This window comes from Achromobacter spanius, assembly GCF_039673305.1.
In the GTDB taxonomy this organism is placed as follows: Bacteria; Pseudomonadota; Gammaproteobacteria; order Burkholderiales; family Burkholderiaceae_B; genus Achromobacter; species Achromobacter spanius_F.
In genome coordinates, this window is the sequence record NZ_JBDJLJ010000088.1 from 1 (window position 1) to 14230 (window position 14230).

General features: G+C 69.0%; 16 protein-coding genes. 7 read left to right on the top strand and 9 right to left on the bottom strand.

The features are described from left to right. Positions 1-144: 144 nt before the first annotated feature. Genes ABE485_RS29880 through ABE485_RS29890 form a run of 3 tightly spaced genes read right to left on the bottom strand, consistent with a single transcriptional unit; the run spans position 145 to position 2144 of the window. Positions 145-945 carry a DUF4198 domain-containing protein gene (locus ABE485_RS29880; protein WP_346518877.1) on the bottom strand — a complete coding sequence of 267 codons (801 nt, stop codon included), beginning with the start codon at positions 943-945 and terminating at the stop codon, positions 145-147. 29 nt (positions 946-974) lie between these two features. Beyond that, entirely contained in the window at positions 975-1490 is a 516-nt protein-coding gene (locus ABE485_RS29885; protein WP_346518878.1) for a DUF2271 domain-containing protein, read from the bottom strand. A gap of 27 nt (positions 1491-1517) precedes the next feature. Then, a complete protein-coding gene (locus ABE485_RS29890; RefSeq protein WP_346518879.1) occupies positions 1518-2144 on the bottom strand; it encodes a PepSY-associated TM helix domain-containing protein in 627 nt (208 codons plus the stop codon). A gap of 200 nt (positions 2145-2344) precedes the next feature. On the opposite strand from ABE485_RS29890, the gene ABE485_RS29895 reads away from it, so the two are divergent. Together ABE485_RS29895 and ABE485_RS29900 are read left to right on the top strand one after the other, a co-directional pair. After that, on the top strand, positions 2345-2899 hold the full coding sequence (locus ABE485_RS29895) for an HdeD family acid-resistance protein (RefSeq protein WP_346518880.1): 555 nt from the start codon (positions 2345-2347) through the stop codon (positions 2897-2899). Positions 2900-2905: 6 nt separating this feature from the next. Then, the gene (locus ABE485_RS29900) at positions 2906-3298 is read left to right on the top strand and encodes a fluoride efflux transporter CrcB (protein WP_346518881.1); all 393 of its coding nucleotides are present in this window, start codon (positions 2906-2908) and stop codon (positions 3296-3298) included. A 37-nt stretch (positions 3299-3335) separates the two neighbouring features. Here the strand turns inward: ABE485_RS29900 and ABE485_RS29905 are convergent, their stop codons facing one another. The 5 genes from ABE485_RS29905 to hpnC form a co-directional block, all read right to left on the bottom strand. Next, complete coding sequence (locus tag ABE485_RS29905) at positions 3336-4121, bottom strand: GntR family transcriptional regulator (RefSeq protein WP_346518882.1); 786 nt, start codon at positions 4119-4121, stop codon at positions 3336-3338. A gap of 24 nt (positions 4122-4145) precedes the next feature. After that, entirely contained in the window at positions 4146-5111 is a 966-nt protein-coding gene (locus ABE485_RS29910; protein WP_346518883.1) for a tripartite tricarboxylate transporter substrate binding protein, read from the bottom strand. Positions 5112-5194: 83 nt separating this feature from the next. Next, a complete protein-coding gene (gene hpnE / locus ABE485_RS29915; protein WP_346518884.1) occupies positions 5195-6517 on the bottom strand; it encodes a hydroxysqualene dehydroxylase HpnE in 1323 nt (440 codons plus the stop codon). Continuing rightward, positions 6514-7377: a presqualene diphosphate synthase HpnD gene (hpnD, locus tag ABE485_RS29920; RefSeq protein WP_346518885.1), complete on the bottom strand. Its 864-nt coding sequence runs from the start codon at positions 7375-7377 to the stop codon at positions 6514-6516. The genes hpnE and hpnD overlap by 4 nt, the downstream gene beginning before the upstream one ends. Positions 7378-7390: 13 nt before the next feature. After that, complete coding sequence (hpnC, locus tag ABE485_RS29925; protein ID WP_346518886.1) at positions 7391-8221, bottom strand: squalene synthase HpnC; 831 nt, start codon at positions 8219-8221, stop codon at positions 7391-7393. 116 nt (positions 8222-8337) lie between these two features. Between hpnC and alr the strand changes: the two genes are divergently transcribed. Both alr and ABE485_RS29935 read left to right on the top strand, forming a co-directional pair. After that, entirely contained in the window at positions 8338-9465 is a 1128-nt protein-coding gene (gene alr, locus ABE485_RS29930; protein ID WP_346518887.1) for an alanine racemase, read from the top strand. A 131-nt stretch (positions 9466-9596) separates the two neighbouring features. Then, a complete protein-coding gene (locus tag ABE485_RS29935; protein WP_346518888.1) occupies positions 9597-10316 on the top strand; it encodes an SDR family oxidoreductase in 720 nt (239 codons plus the stop codon). Positions 10317-10415: 99 nt separating this feature from the next. On the opposite strand, the gene ABE485_RS29940 is transcribed toward ABE485_RS29935, so the two are convergent. Continuing rightward, entirely contained in the window at positions 10416-11378 is a 963-nt protein-coding gene (locus tag ABE485_RS29940) for a LysR family transcriptional regulator (protein ID WP_346518889.1), read from the bottom strand. Between the two features lie 123 nt (positions 11379-11501). Here ABE485_RS29940 and ABE485_RS29945 point away from each other — a divergent pair, with 123 nt between their 5' ends. The 3 genes from ABE485_RS29945 to ABE485_RS29955 form a co-directional block, all read left to right on the top strand. Then, a complete protein-coding gene (locus ABE485_RS29945; protein ID WP_346518890.1) occupies positions 11502-12395 on the top strand; it encodes an MBL fold metallo-hydrolase in 894 nt (297 codons plus the stop codon). A gap of 55 nt (positions 12396-12450) precedes the next feature. Continuing rightward, entirely contained in the window at positions 12451-13425 is a 975-nt protein-coding gene (locus ABE485_RS29950) for a Bug family tripartite tricarboxylate transporter substrate binding protein (RefSeq protein WP_346518891.1), read from the top strand. A gap of 11 nt (positions 13426-13436) precedes the next feature. Then, the coding region (locus ABE485_RS29955; protein ID WP_346518892.1) for an alpha/beta fold hydrolase at positions 13437-14230 on the top strand (794 nt) is incomplete at its 3' end.

The window sequence follows — 14230 nt, forward strand, 5'->3', positions numbered from 1 at the left end:
GCGCGCGGCCCAGGTGGTGCCCATGGTGGCGCCGGCCAGCGCGGCGGGCCGCGCCGGCATGGCGCCATAGGCGACGCGCACGGCCGGGGCCGGCGCGCCGCGCTGGGCGTAGGAAGGGGCGTTCGCCACGCGCGCAGCCGCTGCTCAGGGCTGCAGCACTTCGACGGTGCCGGCGTACGACAGGCGGCGCTTCTTGGCCTGCGGCACGCTGACCTTGGCGTCTTCCATGCCGGCTTCGATCCAGTACAGGCCGGGCTGCGGCCACTTCACCGAGAACTTGCCGTCCTTGTCGGTCTTCAACTGGATTTCGCCGACCTTGTCGCGATAGCGGCTGCCGCCGGGCACGACGTTCACTTCCAGGTCGGCGGCGGGCTTGCCGTCCAGCAGCATCTGGAACGTGGCGGGCTCGTCGGTGAACAGGTCGTTCGGGTGCGTCACGGGCGCCAGCTCCAGGCCGCGGCCCACGGGCTTGACGGCCGACGGCTTGCCGGCGGTCACGAAGGTTTCGACGCGGCCCAGGCTTTGCGAGACTTCCAGCTCGTCGGCCTTGGCGGGCACGGCCTGCGCCAGGCCCTCGGCCTTGCCGAAGTAGCGCTTGTTCTTGCCGTCTTCCTTCCAGCGCGCGAACACGCCGTCGTTGACCACGGCCACGCGATAGGTGCCGCTCTGCTTGAGCTGCAGGTCGAAGGTGCTGCGCAGCTTGCCGCGGTTGACGTTCTCGGCTTCGGCGGCGCTGCCGTCCGGCGCGGTGACGGCCAGGCCGTCCAGGCGCAGCGGCGCGTGGTTGAAATAGAACTTGTCGTTGCCGACGGCGGCGTCCACGGTGACCCAGCTGTCGGTGCCCGACAGCACCGTCGAGGACGGCACGATCCAGACGTCATGCGCTTGGGCGGCAAAGGGCAGGCACAGCGCCAGGGCGGCGGCCAGTTTGGCGGCGGATTTCATCGTTGCGTTCCTAAAGGGCGGGGTAGGGTTCAGGGCTTGAGGTCGAGCGCGATGGCGCCCAGTTCGTGTTCGCCGCGCGCGGCCAGCTGCTCGGCCTTCTGCGGCGGCCACTGGAAGGGGATGCGCACCAGCTCGCGGCCGCCGACTTCGCGCGCCGCTTCCACCACCACGGCGTACTGGCCGGGCTTGAGCCGGGACAGCGGCTTGCTGGCCGCGTCGAAGCTCAGGGCGTGCTTGCCCACGGGCTTGGTCGCGCCGCTGACGCCGTCCACCGGGAACTGCTGGTTGCGGCCGCTGCGGCGCCACCACTGGCGCATGTCCTTGAGCCACTCGGTGCCTTCGTTGTTCTTCTTGGCCACGTCGTACCAGACCGCCAGATCGGTGGCGACGCTCTGGTCGGGGTTCTCGATCCAGATCGCCACGTAGGGGCGGTGGTACTCGGCCACGTCCAGGCGCGGCACCTCGATGGACAGGCCGATGTCGGCCGCTTGGGCCGTTCGGGCAATCAGGCCGGCCAACAGGGCCGACAACAGCAACTTGCGCATGGAATTCTCCAGGGCGGATCGATGGAATCAGTGAATGAACAGCAGGGCCAGCACCAGCGGGATCACCAGGCCCAGCCCGACCATGGGCCAGGTCGCGCTGCGGTTGCCGGCGTGCATCTTGAGCAGCACCAGGCCGGTCAGCGAAAACACCAGACAGGCGATGGCGAAGATGTCCAGGAACCAGCTCCAGGCCAGGCCGGTATTGCGGCCCTTGTGCAGGTCGTTCAGGTAGGAGATCCAGCCGCGGTCGGTGCGTTCGTATTCCACGTCGCCGCTGGCGCGGTCGATGGACAGCCAGGCATCGCCGCCGGCGCGCGGCAGCGACAGGTAGACCTCGTCGGCGGACCACTCGGCGGTCCTGCCGGCCGTGGACGCGTCCAGCGCGTCGTCCAGCCATTGCGCCACGGGGGCGGGCAGGGGGGCCTTCTTGAGGTCGGGAGCCGCGGACAGTTGCTTGAGCACGGCGTCAGGCAGGTGCGCCTCGCGGCTGGTCACCACGGCCTTGGATTCGATGTGCGAGGCGTTGTTCAGCGTCAGCCCCGTAACCGCGAACAACAGCATTCCCAGCAGGCAGAGTGCAGAGCTGATCCAGTGCCACTGATGCAGTGTCTTGAGCCAGTAGGCCCGGCGGCGGGGAGTGGGTTGGGTGTCCATGGAATAACAGGCGGGAAGCCGCGGATTCTAACATTTAATGAGAATTACTCTTATAAAAGCGAGGTCCGCGCGCGCAGGGAAATTTCAATCGATTTCGGCCGCGGACGGGCGGCCGGACCGGACGGGGCGGGGGCGGCCGCGTGCGCCTGCCGTCCGGCGGGGATAAGATAGGCCACCCTTTGCAAACACCGGAGGTCGTCATGCTGCAACAGCAAGTCGTGGATCAGATCGGTCGTCATTGGGGATGGGTGGCGCTTCGCGGCGTCGTCGCCATCCTGTTCGGTTTCATGGCCATGTTCATGCCGGCCATCACACTGTCGGCGCTGGTGCTGGTGTGGGGCGCCTTCGCGCTGGTGGACGGCGTCCTGGCGCTTATCGCCGGGTTCCGCATCCGGGACCACGGCAAGCCGCTGTGGGCGCTGATCATCGTGGGCCTGCTGGGCGTGGCGGCGGGCATCGTGACCTTCCTGTGGCCGGGACTGACCGCGCTGATCCTGCTCTACATCATCGCGATCTGGGCGGTGGTGGCCGGCGTGTTCCAGATCATCGCGGCGGTGCGCTTTCGCAAGGCCATCCGCAACGAGTGGCTGCTGGGACTGGCCGGCCTGGTGTCCGTCATTTTCGGCGCCATGCTGATCATGCAGCCGGGCGCGGGCGCGCTGGCGCTGGTATGGGTGATCGGCATCTATGCGGTGTTTTTCGGCATACTGCTGCTCGTCTTTTCCTTCCGCCTCAAGCAACACGCCGATTCCTGACCCTCAATGTCCGTCTATCAAACGCTGGTTCCCCTGAATTTCCTGGCCGTGGGCCTGGGCGCCATCCTGGGCGCCTGGACCCGCTGGCTGGTCAGCCTGTGGCTCAATGTCGAATCCTGGCCCTGGGGCACCTTCGCGGTGAACCTGGCGGGTGGCTACCTCGTCGGCCTGGTGCTGGCGCTGGTGGCCGGCCATCCGGAATGGCCGGCGTGGGTACGGCTGGGCGCCATCACGGGCTTCATGGGCGGCCTGACCACGTTTTCCACGTTCTCGGCCGAGACGGTGGGGATGCTGGAGCGCGGCGCCTATGTCAGCGCGCTGGGCTACGCGGGCGTCAGCCTGGCCGGTTCGCTGGCGTTGACGGCGGCGGGCATCGCCACGGCCAGCCTGCTGCGCTAGGCGGCAGGATTTCCCGCTGGCCGCGCCCGCAGGCGTTTCAAGCCTGCTTGGGCGGGGCGACGGCGGCGGGCAGCCAGGTCGGCTGGCCGGGCAGGTCGTGCGCCTGCATGTTCATCCGATATTCATACCGGTCGGGCCGGTACTGGGCGTGCAGCCATTCGACGGGGCGCCCCGATTCGTCGCGCACCACCCGATGCAGGCTGAGCAGGGCGGAGCCCACCGGCACGTCCAGCGGCTCGGCCACGTCCGGCTCCGCCAGCACGGCGGAAATCGATTGCTCGGCGTGTGCGACCCGCACGCCCAGGTCTCGGAAAATGGCCAGCAGCGGCTTGGATCCCAGGTCCTCGCGCAGGATGCGCCGGCCGATCTCATCGGGCACGAAGGTGGTCAGGTGCGAGAACGGCTCGCCTTCGTGGCTGCGCACCCGCACGGCGCGCTGCACCGGGGCGCCCACCGCCAGTTCCAGGCGCGCCGCCACCAGGGGCCCCGCGGGCGCGGTGTCCAATTCCAGCAGGCGCACCTGCGTATGCATGCCCATGCGGGCCAGGTGGGCCATCAGGGCGTCGATGCCGGCATCGCGCGGGGTGGACTGCTGCTTCGCGGGCCGGGCGGGGAAAGTGCCGCGCCCCTGGCGGCGCTCGATCAGGCCGTCGGACTGCAGCGCGTCGAGCGAGCGCCGGATGGTCAGGCGCGATACGCCGTATTCGGCCGCCAGCGCGTTCTCGCCCGGCATCGCGGCGTCCATGGCGAATCCGCCCGCCAGCAGGCGCTGCTTCAGCAGCAGGTAGACCTTGTGATAAAGCGGCAGCGGGCTGGCGGACATGGGCGGGGCTCCTGGAAGAAACGTTCAATCGGCCGTTGCGCCGGTGAACCTGACGATCTCGGCGTAGCGTTCGATGTCCTGGCGCACGAAGGCGCCCAGCTCTTCCGGGCTGCTGCTGACGGCGCTGGCGGCCTCGCGTTCCAGCAGTTGGCGGAACTCGGGCGTATCGACCGCCTTGCGCGCGGCGGCGTTCAGCGCCGCCAGCTTGTCGGCGGGCAGCCTGGCCGGGCCGAACAGCGCGAACCACGCGTTGGATTCGAAGCCCTTGATGGTATCGCCGATGGGCGGCACGCCGGGGAACTGCGGCAGCGCCTGCGGGCTGGTGACGCCCAGGGCCCTGAGCGCGCCGCTCTTGATGTGCGGCACCGCATTGAGCGAACTGGCGAACATCATGTCCACCTGGCCGCCCAGCAGATCCGTGATGGCCGGGGCCGTTCCCTTGTACGGCACGTTCAGGATGTCCAGGCCCGCCATCATCTTCATGCGCTCGCCGGCCATGTGCAGCGATGAGCCGATCGCGCCCAGCGCCATCGTGTGCTTGCCGGGGCTGGCCTTCACCAGCGACACGAACTCCGGCATGGTGCGGGCCGGAAAATCCTTGCGCACGACCAGCACGCTGGGCACGTTGGCCAGCATGCTGATGGGCGTGAAATCGGCCACCGGATCGAACGGCAGCTTGCGGTAGAGCGTGGCGTTGATGGAAAAGCTGGTGAAGGTGACCAGCAGCGTGTTGCCGTCGGGATTGCTCTTGGCGACGTAGTCGGCGGCGATGTTGCCGCCGGCGCCCGGCTTGTTCTCGACCACGACGGGGCGCTTCAGATCCAGCGTCATGTGCTGCGCGATGCTGCGCGCCACGGTATCGGTAGTGCCGCCCGGCGGCGCGCCCACGACCAGCCTGATGGCGTCGCCCTGCGCCAGGGCAGGGGCGAGCGGCAATGCGAGCGCGCCCAACAGCGCGCAGCCCGCGGTGAAACGATGCAGTCCCGGCATGATTTGTCTCCTGATATGTTGTATTGAGGACAATACAAGTATAGGAGGTCTGGCGGGCGGATGGCCAGGTCCGCCGCGCCACTTCAGTTCGCTCGGGGATTGAGCACGCGCGCTGCCTGCAGGCCGCTGCGCACCGCGCCTTCCAGCACGCCCGGGTAGCCGGTGTCGGTCCAGTCGCCAGCCAAAGCCAGGGTCGGCCAGGGCGTGGAGTTCAGCGGCCGGTGCAGGCCCGGCACCGCCGCGAAGGTGGCGCGCTTTTCGATGAACAGCTCCGCCGCCGATACCTCGGGCATGGGCGGCAGCCGCAGCGGATGGCTGGCGGCCTGTTCGGCGACCTGGTCGATCATCGCTTCGATGGCCTGGCGGCGGTTGCGTTCGCCGATGCCGCTGGCCGCGCTGGCCACCACGGCCAGTTCTCCGGCCTTGGTGTCGCCGGCCAGCTGGGCGCGGTCGAACAGCCACTGGCCCGCGTGGCCGCGGGCCGCGTCCTCGCGCAGCATCATCATGGGCTCGGGCAGGCGCCAGGGGCCGGCCAGGCGCACGTTCAGCGTCGCGATGGGCAGGTAGTCGAAGGCTTTCAGGGCATCGAGCAGGCCCGTGGCGCCGGCCTCGCGCAGGGGCGCATCCAGCAGGCGCGCGGCAAACGTGGGCGGCACGGCCAGCACGGCGGCGTCGAAGCGTTCGTGGTTGATGTCGATGCCGTCGTTGGACGGGTGCAGCTGGCGCACCGTGCTGCCATAGCGCATGGTGACCTGGCGCGCGGCGGCGTCCGGCCACAGCGCCGACAGGTCCGTGCAGGGCAGCAGCAGGTCGCTGTCTTCGCGGCTGCCGGCCAGGGCGTCGCGCAGCACCCGGGCAAAGAGCGCGGCGCTGGCGGTGGCGATCGGCGTATTCAGGGCGGCCAGGCAGAGCGGGTCCCAGATCTGGCGGATCAGCGCATCGGACTGCGCGTGATAGTGCAGCAGATGCAGCACGGTCCAGTCGCGCGGGGGCGTCCAGGACATGGCTTTCAGGCCGCGCATGAGGCGCAGCGCGGCCAGGCGGTCGCTCCACGAGAGGCCGCGCGCGCGCAGGATGGCCACGGCCATGTGCAGGGGCGCGGGCAGGCGCGGGGCGGACAGGTTGAAGCGGCCGTCCAGGCTGGCCAGCTTCAGGGGCCGGCGCATCAGCAGGGCGTCGGGATTGCGGCCCACGCGGCGCATCAGCGCCAGGGTCTGCTTGTAGGCGCCGGACAGCAGGTGCTGGCCGTTGTCGAGCGGGGCGTCGAAGTCGCCGTGGAAAACGCGCCGCGCGCGTCCGCCCGGGGTGTGGCCGGCCTCGAATACCGTGACCTTGGCGCCTGCTTCGCGCAGGGCAACGCTGGCCGCCAGGCCAGCCCAGCCTGCGCCGATGACCGCGGCCTTCACCGCGCCAACCGGCGGACCAGGCCGCGTCCGCCGCTTACCCAGGTCTTCCAGGCGAGCCAGAGTTTGCGCAGGGGCGTGAGCGAGATGCGCTGGTGCAGGACCTGCCAGTTGTCGCGCTCGATCTCGTCCAGCAGGGCATGGTAGATGGCGGCCATCATCAAGCCCGGGCGCTGGGCGCGGCGGTCGGATTCGGGCAGGTTGCTCATCGCCTCGCGGTACAGCTCGCGGGCGCGGTCGGCCTGGAACTTCATCAGGGCGCTAAAGCGCTCCGAATACTCGCCGTTCAGGATGTCCGACGCCTTGACCTCGAACTGCTGCATGTCGTTGACCGGGATGTAGATGCGGCCGCGGCGGGCGTCGTCGCCGACGTCGCGGATGATGTTGGTCATCTGGAACGCCAGGCCCAGCTTTTCCGCATACACCAGGGTCTTGGGGTCGGAATAGCCGAACACGCCGGCGGACAGCTCGCCCACCACGCCGGCCGCATGCCAGCAATACTTGCGCAGGCCTGGCCAGTCCAGGTAGCGGGTCTGGTCCAGGTCCATTTCCATGCCGTCCACCACGGCCAGCAGGCGGTCGCGGGTAATGGAACAGCTTTGCAGGTGCGGCTGCAGCGCCCGGGTGACGGGGTGGTCGGGCTTGCCGTCGAACATCTGGTCGACCTGCGTGCGCCACCAGGCCAGCTTGATGCGGGCCAGCGACGGGTCGGTGCATTCGTCGACCACGTCGTCCACTTCGCGGCAGTACGCGTACAGGGCCGTGATGGCGCGCCGGCGTTCGGGCGGCAGGAACAGAAAGGAATAGTAGAAGCTGGAACCGCTTTTGGCGGCTTTCTCCTGGCAATACTCGTCAGGGGTCATTAGGCACGGCCTGTTACTTGATGGAGCGCCACAACATGATGGCCCAGTCTTTGGCGCCCAATTCGGGGCGATTCATGAATACATCGTAGCCGCTCGCCTCGATACGCTCCAGAACGCGCAGCCCGCCTTGCACCACCATGCGCAGCTCCAGGCCGATGCGGCCCGGCAGGCGGCGCGCCAGCGGAGCGCCGAAGTGTAGCAGCGCCCGGGTGCGCTCCACTTCGAACGCCATCAGCTCGCGCCACGCGGGCGTCAGGCGGCAGGCGGCCAGGTCCTCGTCGGACACCCCGTGCCGGCGCAGGTCTTCCTGCGGCAGGTAGACCCGCTGCTTGTGCCAGTCCACCCGCACGTCCTGCCAGAAATTCACCTGCTGCAGGCCGGTGCAGATGGCGTCCGATTCGGCGATGTTCTGCGGCGTGCTGGCTTCGAACAGGTGCAGCATCAGCCGCCCGACCGGATTGGCCGACCGGGTGCAGTAGTCCGTGAGCGCGGTGTAGTCCTCGTAGCGCTTGACCGAGATGTCCTGCTCGAAGGCGGACAGCAGGTCGTAGAAGGGCGTGATGGGCAACTGGTGCCGGGCGATGGTCTGGGCAAGCGGCGAAAAGATATCGGACAACGGCGGCAGCCCCGGCGGCGGGGGCGTGCCGGGTTCGGCGCCGATGCGGTGCAGTTCGGTGCGGAACGCGGCCAGTTGGGCGAGTCGTTCTTCGTCGGTCGCGCTGCCTTCGTCGGCGATGTCGTCGGCGGCGCGGGCGAACCGGTAGATGTCGGTCACGGCGCCGCGCAGCCTGCGCGGCAGCAGCAGCGAGGCGACGGGAAAATTCTCGTAGTGATCGATGGACATGGACGGGACTCGTGGACGGCGCAGGACCCATTTTAGAGTAGTCGTTTGCGCCTGGCTTGACGCCATGCCGCCAGCGCGGGGATCAGTTAGACTTGAACGCCACAGGATCCCACACCATGCCGCGCCCAATATCCGCCACCGTTTCCATTTCTGCCCTTGCGCACAACCTTGCCGCCGTGCGCCGCCACCTCGACCAGACCGCCGCCGCCGCCTCCGGGGTGCCGCCCTCGATCTGGGCCGTCATCAAGGCCAACGCGTACGGCCATGGCATCGAACAGGCGGTGGCGGGGTTCTCGAAGGCGCAGGGCCTGGCAATGCTGGACCTGGACGAAGCCGTGCGCTGCCGCGAGGCGGGCTGGGGCGGGCCGATCCTGCTGCTCGAGGGCTTTTTCAGCCGCTCCGACCTGGACATCGTCGACCGCTACCACCTGAGCACCACCGTGCACCACCGCGAGCAGCTCGACATGCTGGCCCGCGCCCGCTTTTCGCGCCGCGTGGACATCATGCTCAAGCTCAACACAGGCATGAACCGGCTGGGCTTCAGCCCGGCCGCCTACCCCGCCGCCCATGAACGCGCGATGCTGCTGCAGCAGCAGGGCACGCTGGGTTCGGTGGGCAAGATGACCCATTTCGCGTGCGCCGACGGCCCCCAGGGCGTCAACGAACAGCTCAGCGTGTTCAATTCGGTGACGCATAAGATGCCGGGCGCCATCAGCGTCTGCAATTCCGCCGCCGCGCTGCGCTTCGCCGACATTGCCGTCGGATCCGAAACCCAGACCCATTGGGTGCGGCCCGGCATCTGCCTGTATGGGGCATCGCCGTTCGCGGATGCCGAGGCGTCGGCCTTCGGCCTGAAGCCGGCCATGTCGCTCAGCTCCGAGATCATCGCCGTGCAGGAGATCAAGGCAGGCGACTCGGTCGGCTACGGGGCGATCTTCCGCGCCGAGCGCGCCATGCGCATCGGCATCGTGGCCTGCGGCTACGCTGACGGCTATCCCCGCCACGCCACCACCGGCACGCCGGTGGTGGTGGCGGGCATCCGCACCCAGCTGCTGGGGCGGGTGTCGATGGACATGCTGGTCGTCGACCTGGGGCCCGTGCCTGCCGCGGGCGTCGGGTCGCCCGTGTCGCTCTGGGGCGAAGACGGCCCCTCGGTCGACGAAGTGGCCAGCGCGGCCGGCACCATCGGCTACGAGCTGCTCTGCGCGCTAGCCCCCCGCGTGCCGGTCACCCGCGACGCCTGAGCCGGGGCGTCCGGAGTGCAATAATTGCCACTCGATTTACAAGACAGGCGACGCCGGATGGTGTCTACTGGGGAAACCGGGCGCTCAAGCGCCCGTTTTTGACCAAGATTACAGACTGCGAGGTTCAATCCATGAAGGACAAATGCGTGCTCATTACGGGCGCCACCAAAGGCATAGGCTGGGCGCTTACTCAGCGGTTGTCCGACATGGGCTGTCACGTGGTTGGCATTGCGCGCAACACGACGGATGTCGACTTCCCGGGCTACCTGTACGCCTGTGACCTGGCTGACGCCGGCCGCACCGAAGAAGTGCTGCGCGAAATCCGCGAGAAATTCCCCGTCGATGCCGTGGTCAACAACGTTGGCATCGTGTCGCCGCAGCCGCTGGGCGAAATCGACCTGGCCACCCTGTACAACGTGCTGGACCTGAACGTGCGCGTGGCGGTGCAGGTCACCCAGGCATTCATCGAATCCATGAAGGTGCGCCGCGCCGGCCGCATCGTCAACGTCGTCAGCCGCGCCATCCATGGCGGGCTGGAGCGCACCGCCTATTCGGCCGCCAAGAGCGCGCTGGTGGGCTGCACCCGCACGTGGGCGCTCGAACTGGCCGAATACGGCGTCACGGCCAACGCGGTCGCGCCCGGCCCGATCGAAACCGAAATGTTCCGCGCCACCCGCCCGGCCGGCAGCGAAAACGAAAAGCGCGCCCTGGCGTCCGTGCCCATGAAGCGCCTGGGCACGCCGGCCGAAGTGGCCGCGGCCATCGCCTTCCTGTTGTCGGACGACGCCGGCTTCATCACGGGCCAGGTGCTGGGCGTGGACGGCGGCGGCAGCCTCGCCGGGCGTTCCTGATCCAATCCGCCCTCATGGCACCAAACGCACCCTCGGGTGCGTTTTTTCATTCAGGCGCCTGCCGGTGCATTTTTCACTCGGGCGTCCGCCAGGGCGTTGTCATTCAGCGCCGCCCTGCAGCGCGCGGGCCTCGCCGCGCAGGGCTTCCAGGAATTGCGTCAGCGCCGGCGCGGGCTCCACGTGCGCGCGCTGCACCACGCCCACGGCCGGCAGGCTCCAGTCGGGCTTGAACTTCAGGATGGCCAGCACACCGAGGTCGGCGTAGTGGTGGGCGACGGCGCGGGGCATCGCCGCCAGCATGTCCGCCCCGCGCAGCAGCACCTCGTTGGCCAGCAGCGACACGGATTCCGCGACCGGCGCCTGCAGGGCCAGGCCCTGCTGCGCGAAATAGGCGTCGATGCGCTGGCGCAGCGGCGCGTCGGGCGGCGGCAGGATCCAGTCCTGGCGGGCGAGGGCGGCGGCGGTGATCCGGGTGGACCGCGCCAGCGGATGGCCCGTGCGCGCCACCACGCAGATCGGCTCGTCGTACAGCACCTCGGTGCGGAAGACGGCCTGGGCCGCGTTCAGCATCAGCCGTCCCAGCACGCAATCGAGCTCGCCGCGCGCCAGGCTTGCCAGCAGCGCGTCGTGCGCGCCCTCGTGCAGCATGACGGTGACGCCGGGATGATCCAGGCGCATGCGCTGGATGGCGCGCGGCACCAGCACCGGCAGCGCCACCGGCTGCACCCCGACGCGGATCCGGCCGCGGGCGCCCGCCGCCAGCGCGGCGATCTCGTTGCGGGCGCCGGCCAGGTCGGCCAGCAGGACGTCCGTCTTGCTGGCCAGGGCGTGTCCGAAGGCCGTGGGGGTGATGCCCCGCCGCGAGCGCACGAAGAGCGCGACGCCGAACATGTCCTCGAGTTCCAGCAGGAGCTTGCTGGCGGCGGGTTGCGTCATGCCCAGGCGCGCCGCGGCCTTGTGCACGCTTCCCAGCGTGTACAGGGCCTGCAGCAGGTCCAGGTGGCGCAGGCGCAGGCGGCCGCTGATGTGGCGCAGATCGGGAATCCGGGGGCTGACAGGCATGGCGACGGTGATTCCAACAGGTTTTCACAGCATTCTAATAATTGATCAATGGGTATGCACTCCCTTCCTATACTGGCCTGGAATTCAACCCGATAGTCCGTTCCCGACCAAAGAGGATTGCCGATGAAGATCACCATGCTGGGTACCGGAGCCGCGTTGCCGGATCCCGACCGCGCGCAGTCAGCCATTCTGCTGACGCTGGACGATGACAGGCACTACCTGTTCGACTGCGGGGAGGGCGCCACGCGGCAGATGGTCCGCGCCAACGTCGATCCCGCCAAGGTGGGCTTCGTGTTCCTGACCCACCTGCATCACGACCACATCTGCGACTACCCGTACTTCGTCATTTCCAGCTGGATCCTCAACAAGGAAGGTTCGCCGCTGGTGCTGGGCCCCAAAGGCACGAAGCACTTCGTCGACCACCTGTTCGAGAACGGCGCCTACCACACCGATTTCCAGGCGCGCGCCGCCTATCCGGTGCGCCAGCGCAACCTGGAGGCGATGCGGCCGGAGGTGCGCGAGGTCAAGCCGGGCGTCGTGTTCGAGGACGACAAGGTGCGCATCTCGGTGGACTGGGTGGAGCACATTCCGCGGGATGTCTGCGAATGCTTCGGCGTGCGCGTCGAGGCGGAAGGCAAGGTCATCGCCTTCAGCGGCGACACGGCGCCCTGTGAGGCCATGGTGCGCCTGGCCAGGGACGCCGACCTGCTGATCCACGAGTGCACCTTTCCGGAATCGTTCATCGCGCATCGCGCCAAGACCGGCGTGGGCACCTATGCCCACACCAGCCCGACGGACCTGGGCAAGATCGCGCGCGAGGCCAATGTGAAGAGCCTGGTGGCCACGCACTTTGGCCACTTCGATTCCACCAGCCCGGTGCTCAAGCGCGCGGCGGCCAAGCACCTGCCCGTCGACCTCATGGGGCCGCACCTGATGGACGAGATCGTGGCCGACATCCGCAAGAATTACACGGGTCCGCTCAGGCTGGCCCACGACCTGATGCGTATCGACCTGTAGTTTCCGCGACGACGCATGGCCGGCCGCCGATGCCCGCGCGGCCAGGGAGAATACGATGCCGTACCGATCTTGTGCCGTATCTGTCCTGCTTGTCCTCGCCGTCGCCGCGGCGCCAGCCGCCAGGGCGCAGTATCCCGAACATCCCATCCGCGTGGTGCTGCCCTACGCGCCGGGCGCCGCGGGCGACATCGCCTTGCGCCAGATCCAGCCGCTGCTGGAAAAGCGCCTGGGACAGCCCGTGGTGGTGGACTACAAGACGGGCGCGGGCGGCAACATCGGCGCGCAGGAAGTCGCGCGCGCCAAGCCGGACGGCTACACGCTGGTGCTGGGCGCCACCAACAACTTCGTCATCAACCAGTTCCTGTACCGCAAGCTGGGCTTCGACCCGATTGCCGACCTGGAACCGGTGGGCAAGCTGGCGGACGTGCCGGCGTTCATCTACATCGGCGCGCAAGTGCCGGCATCCGACTACGCGCAGTTCCAACGCTACGCGCGCGCCCAGACCGGCAAACTGAACTATGGATCGCCCGGCATGGGCACCACACCGCATCTGTCGGGCTACCGGTTGTCCAAGGCGATGGGAGCGGACATGACGCACATTGCCTACCGGGGCTCGGCGCCGGGCGTGCAGGCGTTGCTCGCCAACGAAATCCAGCTCTACATCGGCGGCTACAGCATCGCGGCCGCCTACATGCCGCAGGGCAAGGTGCGCGCGCTGGCCGTGGCGGCGCCGGAGCGGTTCGCCGGCCTGCCCGACGTGCCTACCGCCGCCCAGGCCGGCATGCCGGATGCCGTGCAGGGCAACTGGTGGGGCTTTGCGGCGCCCAAGGGCACGCCCGCCGACCGCGTCGCGCGCTTTGCCGGCGCGCTGCACGACGTGCTGGGCCTGCCGGAGGTGCGCCAGGCTTACCTGGCCAATGGCTTCGTGCCCGGGCGGGACACGCCGTCCGAGTTTGGCGCGGCCTGGCGGCGCGAGGCGGCCCAGTGGCAATCCGTGGTGCGCGACTCCGGCGTGGTGCTGGACAACTAGGCGGTCGCACCATGGAATTCACGCGGCGCGGGTCGGGCCGGCCCCTGTTCCTGCTGCATGGCTTCTGTTCCTCGTCGGCCATCTGGCGGGACTTGGGCGCCGCGCTGGCCGACAGGCACGACGTGATCGCCCCGGACTGGCCGGGCTTCGGCCGCGGCGTGGCGGCTCGCGCGCTGCAGGGCCTGCCCGCCTACGCGCAGGCGCTCCTTGCGCTGGCGGACCGCCTGGGCATCGATACCTTCGACGTGCTGGGGCATTCGTTCAGCGGCTTCGTGGCGCAGCAATTGCTGTGCGATGCGCCGGCGCGGGTGGGCCGTGCGGTGCTGTATGGGGCGGGGGCGCGCGTGGATCCGGCCGCGCGCTTCGAATCCATCGACACAACGCTGTCGCGCCTGCATGCGGAGGGACCGCAGGCCGCCGCCCGGCGCATCCTGGCGACCTGGTTTCGGGACTGGGATGCGCACCCGGCCTACGCGGGCTGCCTGGAAGACGGCATGGCCATGAGCGCGGCGGGCGCGGCGTCGATGATGGCGGCGGTGCAGGGCGTGGATTTCACGCCGTCCTTGGCCAGTGTGCGCGCGCCGGCGCTGGTGATCCTGGGCGAATACGAACGCAGCCATCCGCTGCCGTCGGCGCTGGCCTTGCGGGCGGCGCTGCCTGGCGGCAGCCTTTGCGTCCTGCCTGACAGCGGCCATGCCGCGCATCTGGAATGTCCGTCGCTGTTCCATGCCGTCGTGGGGGGGGGGCGGGGCGGCCCCGCCCACCCAGCCCCCGGCGGCGGGGGGGCCCCCCGCGCCGCCGCGCC

Excerpts from the sequence above, each read along its gene's own strand:
- ABE485_RS29880 (WP_346518877.1), bottom strand. The coding sequence starts at position 945 with ATGAAATCCGCCGCCAAACTGGCCGCCGCCCTGGCGCTGTGCCTGCCC.
- ABE485_RS29885 (WP_346518878.1), bottom strand. The coding sequence starts at position 1,490 with ATGCGCAAGTTGCTGTTGTCGGCCCTGTTGGCCGGCCTGATTGCCCGA.
- ABE485_RS29890 (WP_346518879.1), bottom strand. The coding sequence starts at position 2,144 with ATGGACACCCAACCCACTCCCCGCCGCCGGGCCTACTGGCTCAAGACA.
- ABE485_RS29895 (WP_346518880.1), top strand. The coding sequence starts at position 2,345 with ATGCTGCAACAGCAAGTCGTGGATCAGATCGGTCGTCATTGGGGATGG.
- ABE485_RS29900 (WP_346518881.1), top strand. The coding sequence starts at position 2,906 with ATGTCCGTCTATCAAACGCTGGTTCCCCTGAATTTCCTGGCCGTGGGC.
- ABE485_RS29905 (WP_346518882.1), bottom strand. The coding sequence starts at position 4,121 with ATGTCCGCCAGCCCGCTGCCGCTTTATCACAAGGTCTACCTGCTGCTG.
- ABE485_RS29910 (WP_346518883.1), bottom strand. The coding sequence starts at position 5,111 with ATGCCGGGACTGCATCGTTTCACCGCGGGCTGCGCGCTGTTGGGCGCG.
- hpnD (WP_346518885.1), bottom strand. The coding sequence starts at position 7,377 with ATGACCCCTGACGAGTATTGCCAGGAGAAAGCCGCCAAAAGCGGTTCC.
- hpnC (WP_346518886.1), bottom strand. The coding sequence starts at position 8,221 with ATGTCCATCGATCACTACGAGAATTTTCCCGTCGCCTCGCTGCTGCTG.
- alr (WP_346518887.1), top strand. The coding sequence starts at position 8,338 with ATGCCGCGCCCAATATCCGCCACCGTTTCCATTTCTGCCCTTGCGCAC.
- ABE485_RS29935 (WP_346518888.1), top strand. The coding sequence starts at position 9,597 with ATGAAGGACAAATGCGTGCTCATTACGGGCGCCACCAAAGGCATAGGC.
- ABE485_RS29940 (WP_346518889.1), bottom strand. The coding sequence starts at position 11,378 with ATGCCTGTCAGCCCCCGGATTCCCGATCTGCGCCACATCAGCGGCCGC.
- ABE485_RS29945 (WP_346518890.1), top strand. The coding sequence starts at position 11,502 with ATGAAGATCACCATGCTGGGTACCGGAGCCGCGTTGCCGGATCCCGAC.
- ABE485_RS29950 (WP_346518891.1), top strand. The coding sequence starts at position 12,451 with ATGCCGTACCGATCTTGTGCCGTATCTGTCCTGCTTGTCCTCGCCGTC.